This is a genomic window from Pseudomonas sp. AN-B15, assembly GCF_019056475.1.
In the GTDB taxonomy this organism is placed as follows: Bacteria; Pseudomonadota; Gammaproteobacteria; order Pseudomonadales; family Pseudomonadaceae; genus Aquipseudomonas; species Aquipseudomonas parakoreensis.
The window spans coordinates 4,395,155-4,411,498 of sequence record NZ_CP049737.1 but is presented as its reverse complement, the minus strand read 5'-3'; the positions used below and the strand labels follow the sequence as shown (position 1 = coordinate 4,411,498).

Annotated in this window: 18 protein-coding genes and 5 tRNA genes; 15 read left to right on the top strand and 8 right to left on the bottom strand. The window is 58.0% G+C overall.

The genetic code is table 11. The features are described 5' to 3' along the window. The first annotated feature begins 5 nt into the window (after positions 1-5). The 6 genes from GTQ41_RS19970 (at position 6) to GTQ41_RS19945 (ending at position 2,260) form a co-directional block, all read left to right on the top strand. A complete protein-coding gene (locus tag GTQ41_RS19970; protein WP_025112914.1) occupies positions 6-1,247 on the top strand; it encodes an aspartate kinase in 1,242 nt (413 codons plus the stop codon). A 189-nt stretch (positions 1,248-1,436) separates the two neighbouring features. Beyond that, positions 1,437-1,625: a carbon storage regulator CsrA gene (csrA, locus tag GTQ41_RS19965; RefSeq protein WP_002554426.1), complete on the top strand. Its 189-nt coding sequence runs from the start codon at positions 1,437-1,439 to the stop codon at positions 1,623-1,625. Between the two features lie 62 nt (positions 1,626-1,687). After that, positions 1,688-1,778, top strand: a tRNA-Ser gene (locus tag GTQ41_RS19960). Positions 1,779-1,885: 107 nt separating this feature from the next. Further along, positions 1,886-1,962, top strand: a tRNA-Arg gene (locus GTQ41_RS19955). A gap of 71 nt (positions 1,963-2,033) precedes the next feature. After that, positions 2,034-2,110 (top strand) — tRNA-Arg (locus tag GTQ41_RS19950). A gap of 73 nt (positions 2,111-2,183) precedes the next feature. Further along, a tRNA-Arg gene (locus tag GTQ41_RS19945) sits at positions 2,184-2,260 on the top strand. An 18-nt stretch (positions 2,261-2,278) separates the two neighbouring features. Here the strand turns inward: GTQ41_RS19945 and GTQ41_RS19940 are convergent. After that, positions 2,279-2,797, bottom strand: coding sequence for a hypothetical protein (locus GTQ41_RS19940; RefSeq protein ID WP_047295832.1), 519 nt, complete (start codon positions 2,795-2,797; stop codon positions 2,279-2,281). 321 nt (positions 2,798-3,118) lie between these two features. Here GTQ41_RS19940 and mgtE point away from each other — a divergent pair, with 321 nt between their 5' ends. Next, a complete protein-coding gene (gene mgtE / locus GTQ41_RS19935; RefSeq protein WP_007963078.1) occupies positions 3,119-4,561 on the top strand; it encodes a magnesium transporter in 1,443 nt (480 codons plus the stop codon). A 241-nt stretch (positions 4,562-4,802) separates the two neighbouring features. Here the strand turns inward: mgtE and GTQ41_RS19930 are convergent, their stop codons facing one another. Beyond that, positions 4,803-5,129 carry an Arc family DNA-binding protein gene (locus GTQ41_RS19930; protein ID WP_003178899.1) on the bottom strand — a complete coding sequence of 109 codons (327 nt, stop codon included), beginning with the start codon at positions 5,127-5,129 and terminating at the stop codon, positions 4,803-4,805. Between the two features lie 112 nt (positions 5,130-5,241). Here GTQ41_RS19930 and GTQ41_RS19925 point away from each other — a divergent pair, with 112 nt between their 5' ends. Continuing rightward, positions 5,242-5,397, top strand: a complete 156-nt coding sequence (locus tag GTQ41_RS19925) for a hypothetical protein (RefSeq protein WP_174377054.1) — start codon at positions 5,242-5,244, stop codon at positions 5,395-5,397. 120 nt (positions 5,398-5,517) lie between these two features. Further along, a complete protein-coding gene (gene phnN, locus GTQ41_RS19920) occupies positions 5,518-6,087 on the top strand; it encodes a phosphonate metabolism protein/1,5-bisphosphokinase (PRPP-forming) PhnN (RefSeq protein ID WP_047295829.1) in 570 nt (189 codons plus the stop codon). Here the strand turns inward: phnN and GTQ41_RS19915 are convergent. After that, complete coding sequence (locus GTQ41_RS19915) at positions 6,062-6,241, bottom strand: PA3371 family protein (protein WP_047295827.1); 180 nt, start codon at positions 6,239-6,241, stop codon at positions 6,062-6,064. The genes phnN and GTQ41_RS19915 overlap by 26 nt on opposite strands. Positions 6,242-6,261: 20 nt before the next feature. After that, positions 6,262-6,492 (bottom strand): hypothetical protein, encoded by a 231-nt coding sequence (locus tag GTQ41_RS19910; RefSeq protein WP_047295825.1) that lies wholly within the window; start codon positions 6,490-6,492, stop codon positions 6,262-6,264. A 294-nt stretch (positions 6,493-6,786) separates the two neighbouring features. Between GTQ41_RS19910 and GTQ41_RS19905 the strand changes: the two genes are divergently transcribed. The 5 genes from GTQ41_RS19905 to GTQ41_RS19885 all read left to right on the top strand — a co-directional run bounded on the left by GTQ41_RS19905 (position 6,787) and on the right by GTQ41_RS19885 (position 12,451). After that, a tRNA-Arg gene (locus GTQ41_RS19905) sits at positions 6,787-6,863 on the top strand. Between the two features lie 311 nt (positions 6,864-7,174). Further along, on the top strand, positions 7,175-8,779 hold the full coding sequence (locus GTQ41_RS19900) for a tetratricopeptide repeat-containing response regulator (RefSeq protein ID WP_047295822.1): 1,605 nt from the start codon (positions 7,175-7,177) through the stop codon (positions 8,777-8,779). Beyond that, a complete protein-coding gene (locus GTQ41_RS19895; protein ID WP_047295820.1) occupies positions 8,776-9,468 on the top strand; it encodes a sensor histidine kinase KdpD in 693 nt (230 codons plus the stop codon). The genes GTQ41_RS19900 and GTQ41_RS19895 overlap by 4 nt, the downstream gene beginning before the upstream one ends. 301 nt (positions 9,469-9,769) lie before the next feature. Continuing rightward, entirely contained in the window at positions 9,770-11,011 is a 1,242-nt protein-coding gene (locus GTQ41_RS19890) for a glutamine synthetase family protein (protein ID WP_196302443.1), read from the top strand. Between the two features lie 69 nt (positions 11,012-11,080). Beyond that, a complete protein-coding gene (locus GTQ41_RS19885) occupies positions 11,081-12,451 on the top strand; it encodes an MFS transporter (protein WP_041074292.1) in 1,371 nt (456 codons plus the stop codon). A 255-nt stretch (positions 12,452-12,706) separates the two neighbouring features. Here the strand turns inward: GTQ41_RS19885 and GTQ41_RS19880 are convergent, their stop codons facing one another. From GTQ41_RS19880 to flgA, 4 genes are all read right to left on the bottom strand, one after another. Continuing rightward, on the bottom strand, positions 12,707-13,453 hold the full coding sequence (locus GTQ41_RS19880) for a flagellar brake protein (protein ID WP_041074294.1): 747 nt from the start codon (positions 13,451-13,453) through the stop codon (positions 12,707-12,709). Positions 13,454-13,545: 92 nt separating this feature from the next. Next, entirely contained in the window at positions 13,546-14,013 is a 468-nt protein-coding gene (locus GTQ41_RS19875; RefSeq protein ID WP_027612275.1) for a flagella synthesis protein FlgN, read from the bottom strand. A 48-nt stretch (positions 14,014-14,061) separates the two neighbouring features. Beyond that, on the bottom strand, positions 14,062-14,388 hold the full coding sequence (gene flgM, locus GTQ41_RS19870) for a flagellar biosynthesis anti-sigma factor FlgM (RefSeq protein ID WP_041074296.1): 327 nt from the start codon (positions 14,386-14,388) through the stop codon (positions 14,062-14,064). A gap of 160 nt (positions 14,389-14,548) precedes the next feature. Then, the gene (gene flgA, locus GTQ41_RS19865) at positions 14,549-15,310 is read right to left on the bottom strand and encodes a flagellar basal body P-ring formation chaperone FlgA (RefSeq protein ID WP_047295816.1); all 762 of its coding nucleotides are present in this window, start codon (positions 15,308-15,310) and stop codon (positions 14,549-14,551) included. 82 nt (positions 15,311-15,392) lie between these two features. On the opposite strand from flgA, the gene GTQ41_RS19860 reads away from it, so the two are divergent. After that, complete coding sequence (locus tag GTQ41_RS19860) at positions 15,393-16,325, top strand: chemotaxis protein CheV (RefSeq protein ID WP_041074300.1); 933 nt, start codon at positions 15,393-15,395, stop codon at positions 16,323-16,325. Positions 16,326-16,344: the final 19 nt, after the last annotated feature.

Genomic DNA, 16,344 nt, shown 5'->3' with positions numbered 1-16,344 from the left:
TTGAAATGGCTTTGATCGTACAGAAATTTGGAGGCACCTCGGTCGGCACTGTCGAGAGAATCGAGCAGGTCGCCGACAAGGTTAAGAAATTCCGCGATGCCGGCGATGACCTGGTGGTTGTGCTGTCTGCAATGAGCGGCGAAACCAACCGTCTGATCGATCTGGCCAAGCAAATCAGTGGCGACGTGCAACCGGTTCCGCGTGAGCTGGACGTGATCGTTTCCACCGGTGAGCAGGTGACGATTGCCCTGTTGGCCATGGCGCTGATCAAGCGCGGTGTGCCGGCGGTGTCGTACACCGGTAATCAGGTGCGGATCCTGACGGACAGTGCGCACAATAAAGCGCGTATCTTGCAGATTGATGACCAGAAGATTCGCGGTGATCTAAAAGCAGGTCGCGTAGTGGTTGTCGCCGGTTTCCAGGGCGTCGACGAGCACGGCAACATCACCACCCTCGGCCGTGGCGGTTCCGACACCACCGGCGTGGCACTGGCGGCTGCATTGAAGGCTGACGAGTGCCAGATCTACACCGACGTCGATGGTGTCTACACCACTGACCCGCGCGTTGTGCCAGTCGCTCAGCGTCTGGACAAGATCACCTTCGAAGAGATGCTGGAAATGGCCAGCCTCGGTTCCAAGGTGCTGCAGATCCGTGCGGTGGAGTTCGCCGGCAAGTACAACGTTCCGCTGCGCGTACTGCACAGCTTCAAGGAGGGTCCGGGCACCCTCATTACTATTGATGAAGAGGAAACCATGGAACAGCCGATCATTTCCGGCATCGCTTTCAACCGCGATGAAGCCAAGCTGACCATCCGTGGCGTGCCAGACACCCCGGGCGTGGCGTTCAAGATTCTCGGCCCGATCAGTGCCGCGAACATCGAAGTCGACATGATCGTGCAGAACGTCGCGCACGATAACACCACCGACTTCACCTTCACTGTACACCGCAACGACTACCAGGCCGCACAGACCGTGCTGGAAAACACCGCTCGCGAGATCGGTGCCCGTGAAGTCGTAGGCGATACCAAGATTGCCAAGGTCTCGATCGTCGGCGTCGGCATGCGTTCCCACGCAGGCGTGGCCAGCCGCATGTTCGAATCCCTGGCCAAGGAAAGCATCAACATCCAGATGATCTCGACGTCGGAAATCAAGGTTTCCGTGGTGATCGAAGAGAAGTACCTGGAACTGGCTGTGCGCGCCCTGCACACAGCTTTCGAACTGGACGCTCCGGCCCGTCAGGGCGAGTAATCCGGTCACTTGAAGGGCGCGGTCTGACCGCGCCCTTTATTTTTTGAATGGCGCGAGCCCCCTGAACTGTTCTTTTGCTCGCGCTGGTCAATACTCAGGCATGTAGGGCTACGATCGCTCCGGTTGTAGGTCGGGTGCCTTTTTTTTGCAGACTGTTGTCCCTGAAATGAAATGCGTGAGGAGAAAGGTATGCTGATTCTGACTCGTCGGTGCGCAGAAAGCCTGATTATCGGTGATGGCGAAATCACCGTGACCGTGCTCGGCGTCAAAGGAAATCAAGTGCGCATCGGCGTCAACGCCCCGAAAGAGGTTGCCGTGCACCGTGAGGAAATTTACCTGCGTATAAAGAAAGAGAAGGACGAAGAACCAAGCCATTAATTTTTATCGATTTTTATGTTTGCAAACGGGGAAGAAGGTGGTTAATATACGCCCCGTGTTGCGGAGAGCTGGCCGAGTGGCCGAAGGCGCTCCCCTGCTAAGGGAGTACACCTCAAAAGGGTGTCGGGGGTTCGAATCCCCCGTTCTCCGCCATTATTTGCTTAGTACGTTGTAATCTGGCTTTTTCTGTAAGTTGTTGAATTTATTAGAAAAAGTGGTTGGAATAGAGATTAGACGGGCTATAATGCGGCGCAACAAATGCACTCGTAGCTCAGCTGGATAGAGTACTCGGCTACGAACCGAGCGGTCACAGGTTCGAATCCTGTCGAGTGCACCATTTAAGAGTTTTTTATAGCGATATAAAGAACTCGGCTTCAGCCAGTTGTGGTCTGGTCAAAAAACACAAATGCACTCGTAGCTCAGCTGGATAGAGTACTCGGCTACGAACCGAGCGGTCACAGGTTCGAATCCTGTCGAGTGCACCATTTTAAGAGTTGTTTGCAGTAATGCAGGTAACTTGGCTTCAGCCAGTTGTGGTCTGGTTTAAAAACACAAAATGCACTCGTAGCTCAGCTGGATAGAGTACTCGGCTACGAACCGAGCGGTCACAGGTTCGAATCCTGTCGAGTGCACCATATTCAAGAAGCCCGCGTTTAACGCGGGCTTTTTGTTGTCTGCAATTTGGTTTTTCCTTTCACGCATCCCCTCTCATCAAAATCGACTTGAGCACTACGGCCGCGTTTCAGGTCATAACGATAGCTCGTTGTCGACGTTCGAATATTCACCTTGTCCGGTTTGCCGAGGGCGCTCTCGACATCCCGCTGGCTCATCCCGGCGATAACGCGACGATTGATGATCGCTTCGCGGCGCTGTCTGGCATCGATCAGGTTGCCGCATTTGTCCTCCAGGCGGCCAACGATGCCCGGTTCACGTCCCTTGATTGTCATACCGGATATTTCTTCGTGATTGTGTTCCGGCATGATCGGCACGACGGAGCCGGGCGTGTAGGGATGAACCTGCTGCACCGAGAGCTGCTCATCGTTGGCACAACTCAGGCTGGTGAAGGTGATGCCGCCGTCGGGCGCTTCGCATCGGTGAAGGGTGGTGGCGGCCCCGGCGGGCGGCAGGCAGAGCAGGCTGGCGACTACAAAACGGGATGTTCTGGATAGCATTCGACGTCCTCCATGACGGTCTACGCTCAAGGGTAGTCGCTACATTTTTCAATGCCGGTGTGTTTTCTTTTCAAGATGAGTCGTCGCATCTGCACGGGTCAGGACAGCACTCAGCTTTGTTGCGCAAGCGCTTGTTTCGACCGCGATTTTTTAACGTTTAAAACCGTCAGGCGGTGTATCATTGCGCCCGTCAGCCCCGCCGGGGCTTATGGAAAACCTCCATGGACTTACCCAGTAGTTACTCAGTAGCCCGTTTCACCAATCATGAATTGACTGATTGATCCTTCCGGCGTGCCCCGCTGCTGGGAGTGGAGTTCGCCTATGTCCGAAATCGAAGTAAAGAAAACACAGGAAAGCCTGCAGGATCGCCTGGCTCAGGTGGTTGAGCTGCTGCAGCGCCAAAAGGTCGTCGAAGACCTGACTCACCGCCAGGAAGGCGCGCATCACGACCGGGTCGAGAACCTGGTTCACCGGCAGAACCTCGTCGAACTGCAACGCAAACTCGATGATCTGCACTCCGCCGACGTTGCCTACATCCTTGAAGCCCTGCCGCTGGACGACCGTCTGACGCTCTGGCAACTGGTCAAGGCTGATCGCGACGGCGACATTCTTCTTGAAGTATCCGATTCCGTTCGTGAAACGCTGATCGCCGACATGGACGATCACGAGCTCCTGGCTGCGGCCAAGGACATGGACGCCGACGAACTTGCTGACTTGGCCTCCGAGCTGCCGCGAGACGTCGTCCATGAGCTGATGGAAACGCTCGACCAGCAGCAACGCGAGCGCGTGCGTTCGGCTCTGTCCTATGACGAGGAGCAGGTCGGTGCGTTGATGGACTTCGAGATGGTGACCATCCGTGAGGACGTCAGCCTCGAAGTGGTTCTGCGTTACCTGCGTCGTCTCAAGGAGCTGCCGGGCCACACCGACAAATTGTTCGTGGTCGATTACGACGGCGTGCTCAAGGGCGTACTGCCGATCAAACGTCTGCTGGTCAACGATCCCGAGAAACAGGTTGCTGAAGTCATGGCCAGCGATCCGGTGAGTTTTCACCCGGACGAAGACGCCTATGACGCTGCTCAGGCATTCGAGCGTTACGACTTGATCTCGGCCCCGGTGGTCGACAAGAACGGCAAGCTGATCGGCCGTCTGACCATCGACGAAATGGTCGACCTGATTCGTGAGGAGAGCGAAAGCGAAGTCCTCAACATGGCGGGTCTGCGCGAAGAGGAAGACATCTTCGCCTCCGTCTGGAAATCCCTGCGCAACCGTTGGGCGTGGCTGGCGATCAACCTGATCACTGCCTTTGTTGCGTCGCGGGTGATCGGTCTGTTTGAAGGCTCGATCGAGAAGCTGGTGGCGCTGGCGGCGCTGATGCCGATCGTGGCGGGTATCGGCGGTAACTCCGGTAACCAGACGATTACCATGATCGTGCGTGCCATGGCGCTGGATCAGGTCAGCACCGGCAACACCTCACGGCTGATGCGCAAAGAGCTGGCGGTCGCGTTGATCAATGGTCTGGTCTGGGGCGGGGTAATCGGCGTGGTCGCCTACCTGCTTTACGGCAGTTGGTCGCTGGGCGTGGTGATGACGGCAGCGATGACCCTCAACCTGCTGCTCGCGGCGTTGATGGGGGTGTTGATCCCAATGACACTGGCCAAGATGGGCCGCGACCCGGCGATGGGCGCCAGCGTGATGATCACGGCCATGACCGACAGTGGTGGCTTCTTCATCTTCCTGGGGTTGGCGACGATCTTTCTGCTCTGATTCGCCATCATGCAAAAGCCCGCCGAAATGGCGGGCTTTTTTGTGCCTGTATAGTTGTCTGTGCTTGTGTATTGATCTGTGGCGAGGGGATTTATCCCCGATGGACTGCGCAGCAGGCCCTCTTCCGGGGACGCTGCGCAACTCATCGGAGATAAGTCCCCTCGCAACAAGGTTTACTCGGGGGCAGATTTCAGGCAAAAAAAAGCCAGCACTTAAGCTGGCTTGAGATCTTCGATGTCACTCAGGACGCGTCTGCGGCCATCTCGGCGTCGTGAGCAATCAGCGACACCAGAGCGTTCTGTTGACGGTGCGACAGCTGACGGAAGCGTTGCAGCAGCTCACGCTCGTGCAGCGACAGCTCCGGACTGTCCAGGCGCATGCTCAGTTCTTCGCCCAGTGCGCCTTCCTGAATAAGACTCTGCTCAAGACGCGCAATGATTTCGGAGTTCATGCTGCGATGATGATTGCGAGCCACCTCGGCAATGCGTTCACGCATTCCGTCTGGCAGACGTACGACAAACTTGTCAGCCGTACGGCTGGAATAAATTGCCTGTTTCAATGGGCGCATATATTTAACCGGTTAGTTCAGGGGAGCGGTTCTCGGGATTGGCCGCAGGATGTGTGATAGGACAAGCATCCGCGCCAAATGGTTCAACCTGAATTGTTAAGAGGCCCGCATCATGCCTCAAAATTGCCAGATCATTGGCGTCAATTCTGTGACAAATATTGAGCTGGGTAAAGGCGTAATGCCAGCACCAATTATCAGAAATGCGGACTGGTTTGAAAACTTTGCCTTGGCCCGCATCACTGGCCGCTTCCTGTTGCACATCTATTGATGCCCTAAGACGTCAGAACGTGCATGCTGTGCGGCTTTCAATCCTTGTTCCCTACTTGTACAGGATAGTGGCAATTTGCCGATTTACTAGGGCAAACCCCCATTGGAGGGCGTTTTCAGGATGGATGGCAGGCTTATTTATCTGATGGGACCCTCCGGTTCAGGCAAGGACAGCCTGATCGAGGCCGCGCGTGAGCCATTGCGCCGGTTGAACTGCGAAATCATCCGCAGGGTGATTACCCGATCAGCGGAATCGGTGGGTGAAGATGCCATCGGCGTAACACCCGAAGAATTCGAACGACGTCAGCAGGTCGGGGATTTCTCGCTATCCTGGCACGCCAACGGGCTGGCTTACGGCATCCCGGCAGAAATGGACGAACGGTTACGTGCAGGGCGATTCGTGCTGGTAAATGGCTCACGGGCCAATTTGCGTCAGGCGCATGAGCGCTATCCGACTTTGCTGCCGGTGCTGCTGACGGTCAAGGATGAGGTTTTGCGTGAACGCCTGCTCAAGCGTGGCCGGGAAACACCTGAGCAGATTGATGCGAGGCTGGCGCGCAATGCGCAGTTCAAGGACAGAAGGACCACTGACTTGCCCGTGCATCTGATCGACAACTCGGGCGACCTGGCAACCGCCGTCAAGCAACTGCTGGACTTGATCCGGCTTAACGCAGCACCGGATCAAACTTGATCTTGCGCCCGGCCACCAGGGCCAGCACAAACAACACCGCAAACACGCCGCAGCCAATCAGCGGCAGGGTGACTTCGGTTTCCTCGAACAGCGAAAAATGCACAACGCCACTCAATAAGGCGAGGATCAGAAATCCTGCGGCTGATTTGGACATGCTGTACTCCTGAAGATATTTCAAAAAACCAGACGTTCGGTGTCGCGCGTCGGCAGTGCTTGCTCAGGCTCATTGACTGCCTGCGCCGCGAAGTCGCCCTGATCGCTCAGCACCGCCAACTGCGGCGCTTTCTGCACCTGCAAGTAATGCGGCATACGCTGAGCCACCGGTTCAGCACGCTCTGGAGCAAAATGAAAGCCAACCAAAACCGCCAGTGCGATTGCGTTTGCAAGCAAGAGAGTGCTGTTCATGGGGCTGACTCCATTTGTTCTGTTATAGGAACAGACAAAGCACCCGGCGTGCCAACAGTCTAACCGCTGTGAAGTCCTTTAAAAACAAGCATTTGGAAGGGTTTTTCCCAAGTGTCGGGTTGCAATCTGCAATGATGGCTTTTTGCGGTAGTGCAAATTGCACGGTAAATGTTCCCGCAGCATTGCAAGCCGCCTGCCTACACTTAAAAAACCCATGGACGACATGACAAACCAAGGGCTGGCCGTTAACATGCTCGCCGTCCGTCGCGCCGTGTCCGGCCGCGACAACTCAGTGTCTCAGTAGCTCAATTGGATAGAGCATCCCCCTCCTAAGGGGAAGGTTGGCAGTTCGAACCTGCCCTGGGACACCATCCATTCCGGACGCTGAATGCGTCTACTAAAAAGCCTCGAACAGAATTATCTTTCGGGGCTTTTTTCATGCGCTGATGGTCAGGCTGATTCGAGCGGTGGCGCGGTCCGTCATCAGACATTCTCATCAGCAGATTCTTCCACAAGGAATCTTGAACCCCTCCACTTCAGAGAACCCCACCCCTTGCCGATAACTCATTCGGCGACCTCAGACTCGCACGAAATCGCTTGATAGCATTTGGCCTCCAGCTATCATCTGCGCGCTTGTGAAAACGCCCCCGGTTCACCTACTTCAATTGCCTGGAAATCCTCGATGCTGTCGTATCACCAAAAGAGTTTTCTGATCGTCGATGATTTCTCGGATTTCCGCAGTTCCGTACGCTCAATGCTGCGCGAGCTGGGGGTCAAGGATGTGGACACCGCTGATACCGGCGAGCAGGCGCTGAAGATGTGTGCGCAGAAGTCCTACGATTTCATCCTGCAGGATTTCCACCTCGGTGACGGCAAGAAGAATGGTCAGCAGGTGCTGGAAGACCTGATGTCGGAAAAGCTCATCAGCCATGAAGCGGTGTTTGTCATGGTCACGGCCGAGACCAGTCAGGCAATGGTGCTCAGTGCCTTGGAGCACGAGCCGGATGCGTACCTGACCAAGCCGTTCAACCGCTCCGGCCTGGCGCAGCGCCTGGAGCGTCTGGAGCAGCGCAAGACGTTGCTCAAACCGATTCTGCAAGCCCTTGATCGCGGTAAACCGGTCGAGGTGCTCAACGCCTGCATTGCGCTGTGCAAGCAGGACATCCGTTATTCGCCGCTGTGCCTGCGTTATCGCGCCGATGCGCTGCGCGACATGAACCAGAACGAAGCGCTGGAACGCCTCTATGACAGCATCATCGCTGACCGGCCTTTGCCGTGGGCGTTTGCCGGGCTGGGCAAGTTGCTGTTCAAGCGTGGGCAAGTGGCGCAGGCCAAGGATGTTTACGAAAAGGCGCTGAAAGTGTTCCCGATGATGCCGGCGTTGTACGACGGCATGGCCGATGTGCTGGTCGCCGAGGGCGATACCAAAGGCGCGCAGCGGGTGCTGGAGGAGGCGATCCGCTTGTCGCCGCTGGCGGTGCGTCGGCAGGCGTTGCTCGGCAAGCTGGCGATGGCCAACGAAGATTTCGACACCGCGTCCCGGGCCTATCGGCAGGCGGTGGCGCAGGGGGCGCAGTCGCGGTTCAAGGATCCGGAAAGCAACCTTGGCCTGGCTCATGCGTTGATCAGCAAGGGCAGTGAGCGCGGCCTCGACACGCGCACGCGGCTGGAGATCAACACCACGCTCAGCGCGGTCGCCAAAGAGAACCCGTCTGACCCGGGCCTGCAGATTCGTGCGCGGCTGATGAAGGCCACCAGTCTGTTGCTCAACGATGCCGAGACCGCTGACAAGCTCACCGAACAAGCGCTGATGCGCCTCGACGGCATGGAGCAGTTCATGAGCCCTGAAGCGGCGCTGCTGGTCGCCAAGCAATTGCAGATGCTTGGTCAGGCCGAGGCGGGCACTTCGATGCTCAAGAGCTGTGCGGAGATTTACGGTGATGATCCGGCGGTGATGAAAGACATCGCCAAGCTCACCGACGACCCGACCATCCTCAGTTCGAGCAACGCCGCTGCCGACCTCAACCGGCAGGGCGTACGTGTGTACAAGACCGGCAACCTGGTGGAGGCCCGCGAGGTGTTCCGCAAGGCGCTGAAGATGCAACCGAAGAACATCAGTATCGCGCTGAACATGGCCCAGTCGCTGCTGCATGGCACCGACACCAGTGTGCCGTCGGCGGAGCTGGAAGAATGTCGGGCCTGCCTGAAAATGGTCGGCCTGATGCCCGACACCGACGCGCGCTATGCGCGTTATCAGAAGCTGAAAAGCAAGGCGTTTGGCGAATGAACCAAGACGAGCAGGCGCTGGATTTTTCCACGGTGATCGCCTCCACCGTTCACGACATGAAGAACTCGCTGGCGATGCTGACGCAGGCCCATAGCCAGTGGCTGGCGCGTTTACCTGAGGCTCAGCGGCAAAGCGCGGAGCAGGGCGTGATCGACTTCGAGTTTGCCCACCTCAACGGCATGCTGGTGCAGTTGCTTGGGCTGTACAAGCTCGGCGTCAACCAGTTGCCGCTGCAACCGGCGTATCACGAGCTGGATGATTTCATCGAGGCGCAACTGGCCGCGCACCAGGAGGTGTTTGCCAGTCGCGGGATCATTGCTACCTATGAAGTCGATCCGCTGAGCCCGCTGGGTTTCTTCGATCGTGAGTTGGTTGCGTCGGTGCTGGGCAACTGCATCAACAACGCCATTCGTTATGCCCGCGAGTCGCTGCTGATTACCGTCAGCGACGAAGCCGGGCAACTGGTGTTGAGCATCAACGATGACGGCGACGGTTACCCGGTCGAGATGCTCGAGCGTCAGGCGGATTACGTGCAGGGCATCAATCACGGCAGCGGCAGCACGGGTCTGGGTCTGTATTTCGCCAACCGCATTGCTGCGTTGCATCAGCGCAACGGCGTGGTCGGGCACACCGAAATTCGCAATGGCGGGCCATTGGGTGGCGGGGTCTTCAGCCTCTACCTGCCCTGAAGGCATGCCCCGTGTAGGAGCTGCCGCAGGCTGCGATCTTTTGACTTTTTTAAGATTAAAAGATCGCAGCCTGCGGCAGCTCCTACACGGAAATTCAGTGGTGGCCTTTTTTGTTTGACGCTGCTTGATATTCCGAACAGCCGGAGCCTATTTTGTACGGGTCGCCGTTCGCGGCTCGCACAATAACAAGGATTGCGTCATGACAACCGATGGCCAGCGTTCACTCGCGCAGCGACTGACCGGCATTGATGAGATTGAATGTGTCACGCCGGATTTGAACGGCGTGCCGCGCGGCAAGGTGATGACCGCCGAGGGTTTCCTCGAAGGGCGGCGTTTGCAGATGGCGCGGGGTGTGCTGCTGCAATGCATCATGGGCGGTTATCCGCCGGCGCGGTTTTACGGCAGCGATGACGGTGACCTGGCACTGGTCGCCGAGCCGAGCATGATCCATCCCCTGCCATGGAGCGACGAACCGCGCGCCCTGGCCATCTGCGATGCCGACGAATTGAGCGGCGAAAGCTCCAACCTGTCGACCCGTGGCCAACTGAAGAAAGTGATCGCCCGTTACGCCGCACATGGCTTGGCGCCGGTGGTGGCGACCGAGCTGGAATTCTTTGTCTTCGCGCCGAACACCGATCCGGCCCAGCCGTTCCGTCCGCCGGTAGGTCTTGATGGACGCCGCGAGGATGGGCAGTCGGCGTTCAGCGTCAGTTCCAATAACGGTCTGCGGCCTTTCTTCAGCGAAGTCTATAAATGCATGGCGGCTCTCGGTCTGCCGCGCGATACCTTCATGCATGAAATGGGCGTCAGCCAGTTCGAAATCAATCTGCTGCACGGTGACCCGCTGTTGCTGGCCGACCAGACCTTCCTGTTCAAGCACCTGCTCAAGGAAGTCGCGCTCAAGCATGGTCTGAGCGTGGTGTGCATGGCCAAGCCGCTGGCGCACACACCGGGCAGTTCGATGCACATTCACCAGAGCGTCGTCGAGATCGCCACCGGCAACAACGTGTTCAGCGACGAGAATGGCCAGCCGACGGCGATGTTCCGCCACTTCATCGGCGGACAGCAGGCGGGCATGGCCGATTTCACTGCGCTGTTTGCGCCGAACGTGAACTCCTATCAGCGTCTGTGCCACCCCTATGCGTCGCCGAACAATGCCTGCTGGTCCCATGATAACCGTGCGGCAGGACTGCGTATTCCGGCCAGTTCGCCAGTAGCTCGACGCGTGGAAAACCGTTTGCCTGGCGCCGATGCCAACCCGTATCTGGCGATTGCCGCGAGTCTGGCCGCCGGCTTGCATGGGATCGAGCATGAGCTGGAGCCGAGCGCGGCGATTCAGGGTGAATTCGAAGTGCCGGACAATCTTTCGCTGCCGTGTACCTTGCATGCCGCGCTCGAGCGTCTGAAACGTAGCCAATTGGCCAGGGAACTGTTCGGACAGGAGTTCATCGAAGGCTACATCGCTTCGAAGACCATGGAGTTGACCAGCTTCTTTGATGAAATCACTCCCTGGGAACGGCGTGTTCTAGCAGCCCAGGCCTGACGAACCGTCGCCATCGGGCTATCGTTTGGATAGCCCGATACTTACTGCAAGGAGCCGCTCGGAACGCCGATGCGCCAAATCTGGAAATCCTTTCGAGCGCTGTACTTCGCCTCGCTGATGATGTTGATCGGCTCGGGCCTTCTTTCTACTTACCTGGCATTGCGCCTGGCCGCTGACCATGTCGATGGACTGTGGGTGGGTGCGCTGATGGCAGCCAACTACTTTGGTCTGGTATTGGGCGGCAAGATCGGTCACCGCTTGATCGCCCGCGTCGGACACATTCGGGCTTATTCGGCGTGTGCCGGGATCGTCGGCGCGGCGGTGCTCGGGCATGGTCTGGTCGACTGGCTGCCGGCATGGCTGGTGCTGCGGACCATCGTCGGTCTGGGCATGATGTGCCAATACATGGTGATCGAGAGCTGGCTTAACGAGCAGGCCGACGCCAACCAGCGCGGGTTGGTGTTCAGCGGTTATATGATCGCTTCGTATCTGGGACTGGTGCTGGGTCAGCTGATTCTGGTCATGCACCCGGGCCTCGGCCTGGAACTGCTGATGCTGGTCGCGCTGTGTTTTGCCTTGTGTCTGGTGCCGGTGGCGCTGACTCGACGGATCCACCCGGCGCCGCTGCATCCGGCACCGATGGAGCCGCGCTTCTTTATCAAGCGCGTGCCGCAGTCGTTGAGCACGGTGCTCGGCGCTGGCCTGATCATCGGCTCGTTCTACGGTCTGGCGCCGTTGTATGCGTCGCAGCAGGGGCTGTCGACCGAGCAGGTCGGTCTGTTCATGGGTAGCTGCATTTTTGCCGGACTGCTGGTGCAGTGGCCGTTGGGCTGGTTGTCCGACCGTTATGACCGAGCGCTGCTGATTCGTTGTTTTGCCGGATTCCTCGCGGTGGCGGCGTTGCCGTTGGCGATTTTGCCGCAGGTGCCGCTTGAGGTGCTGTTCGTGGTCGGCTTCCTTTGTTCGCTGGTGCAGTTCTGCCTGTATCCGCTGGCGGTGGCGTTCTCCAACGACCATGTCGAGGGCGATCGCCGGGTGTCGCTGACGGCGATGCTGCTGGTGACCTACGGGGTCGGTGCGAGTATCGGTCCGCTGCTGGCGGGCGTGCTGATGAAGCTGTTCGGCAGCCAGAGCCTTTACGCGTTTTTCAGCTTCTTTGCGTTGGTGCTGGTGTGGCGCATCCGCCCGAAAGCGGTGACCAATCTGCATCAGGTCGACGACGCACCGCTGCATCACGTGGCGATGCCTGACAGCATGTCCAGCTCGCCGCTGGTGGCCGCGCTCGATCCGCGAGTGGATGAGCAGGTGGTGCAGGAGCAGATGCAGACCACGGTTACGCCGGAGCCGGAGCCCGAAGTGCAGCCTGAAGCAGTGGCCGAACCTGATCCGGCTGATGAGGGCGATAAACCGACACCGGACATCAGTGGGGCCAGACCCTGAATCGGGTGATGGCAACAATGTTCAAAGAGTGACGCTTTATTGTGGTGAGGGGATTTATCCCCGATGGGCTGCGAAGCGGCCCTAAAGCCATTCAGTGCGGAGTGGCAGTGGAATCGAGGCGTCCGGTCTGGGGCTGCTGCGCAACCCATCGGGGATAAATCCCCTCGCCACAGTTATCTCCAGTCCAGGACGGGACAGTAGAAATAAAAAAGGGCAGTCCCGCCAGGGACTGCCCTTTCTATTTGCCTGTGCGAATCACAGATCGTCTTTATCGAACCGGCGTGCTTCACGCTGCAACTGATAGACGAAGCGCTCGACGTTGCGCGCCGCCTGGCCACTGATGTTGTGGAAGCGCAAGCCGGCGAAGGTGATGTTGAGCTTTTCTTCGAAGTGCAGATAGCGCAGCTCGACCGAGATCGGTTGATTGCCGAACAGTGGGGTGGCGATCATGCGGTCATAGACCTGACCCAGTTGCAGGCGGTCGGTGATGTCGCCTTCAAAGCGCAGTTTGCAACCGGTGGCGGAAATATCCAGCAGTTTGCCGTTGATCGGCGCCTTGAGTTTTTCGCCGCCAAGTTCGACGCTGACCAGATCGGTCAGCTTCAACGCGGCACGAAAGGCATTGCGGCGCTGGTGGTAGACCACTTCGGTTGGCAGTTGACCGGTATAGAAGCGGTCACCGTCGGATTCTTCGATGTTCAGCGTGCCGGTGCATTCCCAGGCGATGCGCACACCTTCGTGGAAGCCTTCGACCTTGAACGGTTCGCCCGCCTGCAGAAAACGCTCGCCATCACGCGGGATCATTTCGTCCAAGGCAATCGTCGCGGTTTCCCGGTCAACCTTGATCAGGTAGCTCTGGAAGCGCTGGCTGCGCTCATGGAAGGTGATGATCAGCGGATCGTGGCTTTCTTGCAGCTGGCGCAGGTTGCTGGAGATTTCCAGGGGCGTGGTCAGCACCTTTGGTGGCTGCGGAGTATCATCCGCGCTTAGGGCGTTTGGCACGTTTTCTCAATCTCCAGACAAAATTTGACTACGACTAGCCAGCATTTTGCCAGCATGTTTCGCGGGTTGATAGTGCAGGCACATCGAATGGCTCACGCCTGGCTGAGCGTACGCGGCTTGGTGGGTTTGGCGAAAGTGCCCGAGGCGTCATACAGCGCTGGCGGTTCGCCCCCGGTGAGGATTTTCAGCTGATTGGCCGTAGCGGCCTGCTGGATCTGGATCGACTGGCCGTTCTTGACGTTGGCCGCCTGGCACTGGGCAATCAGGTCGGTCAGCACATCGCTTTGGGACAGCAACTGGTCGCCAATGCTCGACTGGCTGGCCAGTTGCTCCAGGCCCTGACGGTCGAGCGGCAGGTTGAGGCTGGCAAGGATTTCGCTGCGCTTGCGGCCATGCTGTTCAAGCAGAATGATCAATGCCTGTTTGCGCGCCAGAATATCTTCGAGCAGAGGCATGTCGCGACCGTGCAAAGCGAGGGACTCGGTTTGCAGCAACTCCAGCAATTGTTGAGCTGGAGCAAAGTCGTCGGTGATCAGTTGCAATAAATTAGTGTCGTGCATGGCTGGCCTTGGGTTCTAAGCGTCCAAAAGCCTGGCGCCGGCAAAAGCCTAGCGCTGGGCTTCGAAGTTGAGCAGTTTGCTGGCTACACGGTTGCTGTCGACCTTGTAGCTGCCATCGGCAATCGCTGCTTTCAACTCGGCCACGCGGGCTTTGTCGACGGCAGGCTGATCGCGCAGCTTGTCAGTGACCTTCTGCAACTGTTGAGCCTCATTGCTGAGGTGTACCGATTCCCCGCTTTTTGCGGTACCGGCCGTTTCGGCCTGGGTATTCAGCGGCGCGGAGGTGCCGGTTTCGGCGGTTTCCTTGGCGTTGCTGGTACGCGTACTGCCCGTAAGTGACGAGGAGCTGTTCAAACGGCTGAAATCGATGACCATGTTAAAAACCTCTGGGAATTTGGACGCTTGCCATGTTCTCGGCCATTCCCTGGAAAACTTTAGGCTCACTTTGCAATGAGCTGCATGTGCCGAAGCGTGTCCTGCTGCGGCACAGTTTAGGGAAGCGTCGGGGCTGGCGCCAGTTTTCTGCTCGAGCGTTTTACATGGCGACTTCCACTTGGCCCGGCGCGATGACCTGCGCCTTGATTACCCGGTTGGAATTGAGGTTTTTTACCCGGATCTGTTCTTTCAAACCGCCATTGGCCAGGGCTTCACCGGGCATGCGCACGGCGAGTGTGCCGCTGCGGGCGATGATGACCACCTGATCGCCCTTGCGCACCACTTCCGCCTGTTCCAGATGCACCAGGGTAATCACCTGATCGGCTACCGTTGGTCGGGTTAATTTCTGCCCGATGGCTTCATCCACCGACGTCAGAAAACCCTGATTGACTTGGCTGATGTCGCGTTCACGCAAGGTCACGTCTTGCGGTTCGATAATCGCGGCGCGCTTGAGCGGTCGGGTGGTGGTGACAATCTCGCGAAACAGGCGGACTTGAGCGGGCACGAACACCGTCCACGGCGAGCTTCCTTCGCACCGGACCTTGACCGTAACCCGGCCCAGCGGACGTGCAGGACTCTCCAGCGACGCTGTCAATTCCTTGTCGCACATAGGCATGCGCATACGCGGGTCGAGCTGGTTGACCTCGATTTCGTAGCGGCCTTCCGTTTGACTGGTTGCCAGATAGTCTTCTACGGTGAACTCAAGAAAGCCCTGAGTGACGCCGATAAGCATGTCAGGCAAGGTAACCGTATCAGCACCGGCAGGGCTGCCAGCGAAAAACAAGCAGACGGCAGACGTCGCGCACAGCGCTTTGCGGGTGCGGGAGGTCAGGCGTCGAAAAAATGTCGTTTGAGCGTTCATACGAGTTAAAAAGCAAGCGCCGTGCCGTTTAGCAATGAATGTGCGTCGCAACAACACTTGGCGTTGGTGTAGGAGTCTGGGCATGGCTGGTGTAATGGATTCGGTGAACCAGCGCACGCAACTGGTAGGGCAGAATCGCCTGGAGCTGTTGTTGTTCCGTCTCGACGGTCAGCAGCTCTACGGCATCAACGTGTTCAAGGTGCGGGAAGTGCTGCAATGCCCGTCGCTGACGTTGATGCCCAAGTCCAGTCCTGTCGTGTGCGGGGTGGCGAATATCCGGGGGGCGACCATTCCGATCCTTGATCTGGCAATGGCGACCGGTTCCGGGGCGTTGAAAGACAAGAACAGTCCGTTCGTGATCATCACGGAGTACAACACCAAGACCCAGGGTTTCCTGGTTCGCTCGGTGGAGCGCATCGTCAACATGAACTGGGAAGAGATCCATCCGCCGCCCAAGGGCACGGGGCGCGATCATTACCTGACCGCTGTGACTCGAGTCGACAATCAGTTAGTCGAAATCATCGATGTCGAGAAGGTGCTGGCGGAAGTGGCGCCGACGCCGGAAGCGATTTCGGTCGGCGTGGTCGATGTCGAGACCCAGAGCAAGGCGTTGTCGCTGCGGGTGCTGACGGTCGATGACTCGTCGGTGGCGCGCAAGCAGGTCACGCGCTGCCTGCAGACGGTCGGGGTCGAAGTGGTGGCGCTGAACGATGGCAAGCAGGCGCTGGACTACCTGCGCAAGCTGGTCGATGAGGGCAAGAAGCCGGAAGAAGAGTTCCTGATGATGATTTCCGACATCGAGATGCCGGAGATGGACGGGTACACCCTGACGGCGGAGATCCGCAGCGATCCACGCATGCAAAAGCTTCATATCATCCTGCATACTTCGTTGTCGGGAGTATTCAATCAGGCGATGGTCAAGAAAGTCGGTGCCGATGACTTCCTGGCCAAATTCCGTCCTGATGACCTGGCATCCCGGGTAGTCGACCGGATCAAAGCAGCAGATATCAGCTAGGGGCCTTCTGCCCCTGGCG

Coding starts and splice junctions, on each gene's coding strand:
- GTQ41_RS19895 (WP_047295820.1), top strand. CDS start 8,776: ATGAACCAAGACGAGCAGGCGCTGGATTTTTCCACGGTGATCGCCTCC.
- GTQ41_RS19875 (WP_027612275.1), bottom strand. CDS start 14,013: ATGCACGACACTAATTTATTGCAACTGATCACCGACGACTTTGCTCCA.
- GTQ41_RS19890 (WP_196302443.1), top strand. CDS start 9,770: ATGACCGCCGAGGGTTTCCTCGAAGGGCGGCGTTTGCAGATGGCGCGG.
- flgM (WP_041074296.1), bottom strand. CDS start 14,388: ATGGTCATCGATTTCAGCCGTTTGAACAGCTCCTCGTCACTTACGGGC.
- GTQ41_RS19860 (WP_041074300.1), top strand. CDS start 15,393: ATGGCTGGTGTAATGGATTCGGTGAACCAGCGCACGCAACTGGTAGGG.
- GTQ41_RS19900 (WP_047295822.1), top strand. CDS start 7,175: ATGCTGTCGTATCACCAAAAGAGTTTTCTGATCGTCGATGATTTCTCG.
- GTQ41_RS19915 (WP_047295827.1), bottom strand. CDS start 6,241: ATGTCCAAATCAGCCGCAGGATTTCTGATCCTCGCCTTATTGAGTGGC.
- GTQ41_RS19910 (WP_047295825.1), bottom strand. CDS start 6,492: ATGAACAGCACTCTCTTGCTTGCAAACGCAATCGCACTGGCGGTTTTG.
- GTQ41_RS19940 (WP_047295832.1), bottom strand. CDS start 2,797: ATGCTATCCAGAACATCCCGTTTTGTAGTCGCCAGCCTGCTCTGCCTG.
- mgtE (WP_007963078.1), top strand. CDS start 3,119: ATGTCCGAAATCGAAGTAAAGAAAACACAGGAAAGCCTGCAGGATCGC.
- GTQ41_RS19930 (WP_003178899.1), bottom strand. CDS start 5,129: ATGCGCCCATTGAAACAGGCAATTTATTCCAGCCGTACGGCTGACAAG.
- csrA (WP_002554426.1), top strand. CDS start 1,437: ATGCTGATTCTGACTCGTCGGTGCGCAGAAAGCCTGATTATCGGTGAT.
- phnN (WP_047295829.1), top strand. CDS start 5,518: ATGGATGGCAGGCTTATTTATCTGATGGGACCCTCCGGTTCAGGCAAG.
- GTQ41_RS19970 (WP_025112914.1), top strand. CDS start 6: ATGGCTTTGATCGTACAGAAATTTGGAGGCACCTCGGTCGGCACTGTC.
- flgA (WP_047295816.1), bottom strand. CDS start 15,310: ATGAACGCTCAAACGACATTTTTTCGACGCCTGACCTCCCGCACCCGC.
- GTQ41_RS19925 (WP_174377054.1), top strand. CDS start 5,242: ATGCCTCAAAATTGCCAGATCATTGGCGTCAATTCTGTGACAAATATT.
- GTQ41_RS19885 (WP_041074292.1), top strand. CDS start 11,081: ATGCGCCAAATCTGGAAATCCTTTCGAGCGCTGTACTTCGCCTCGCTG.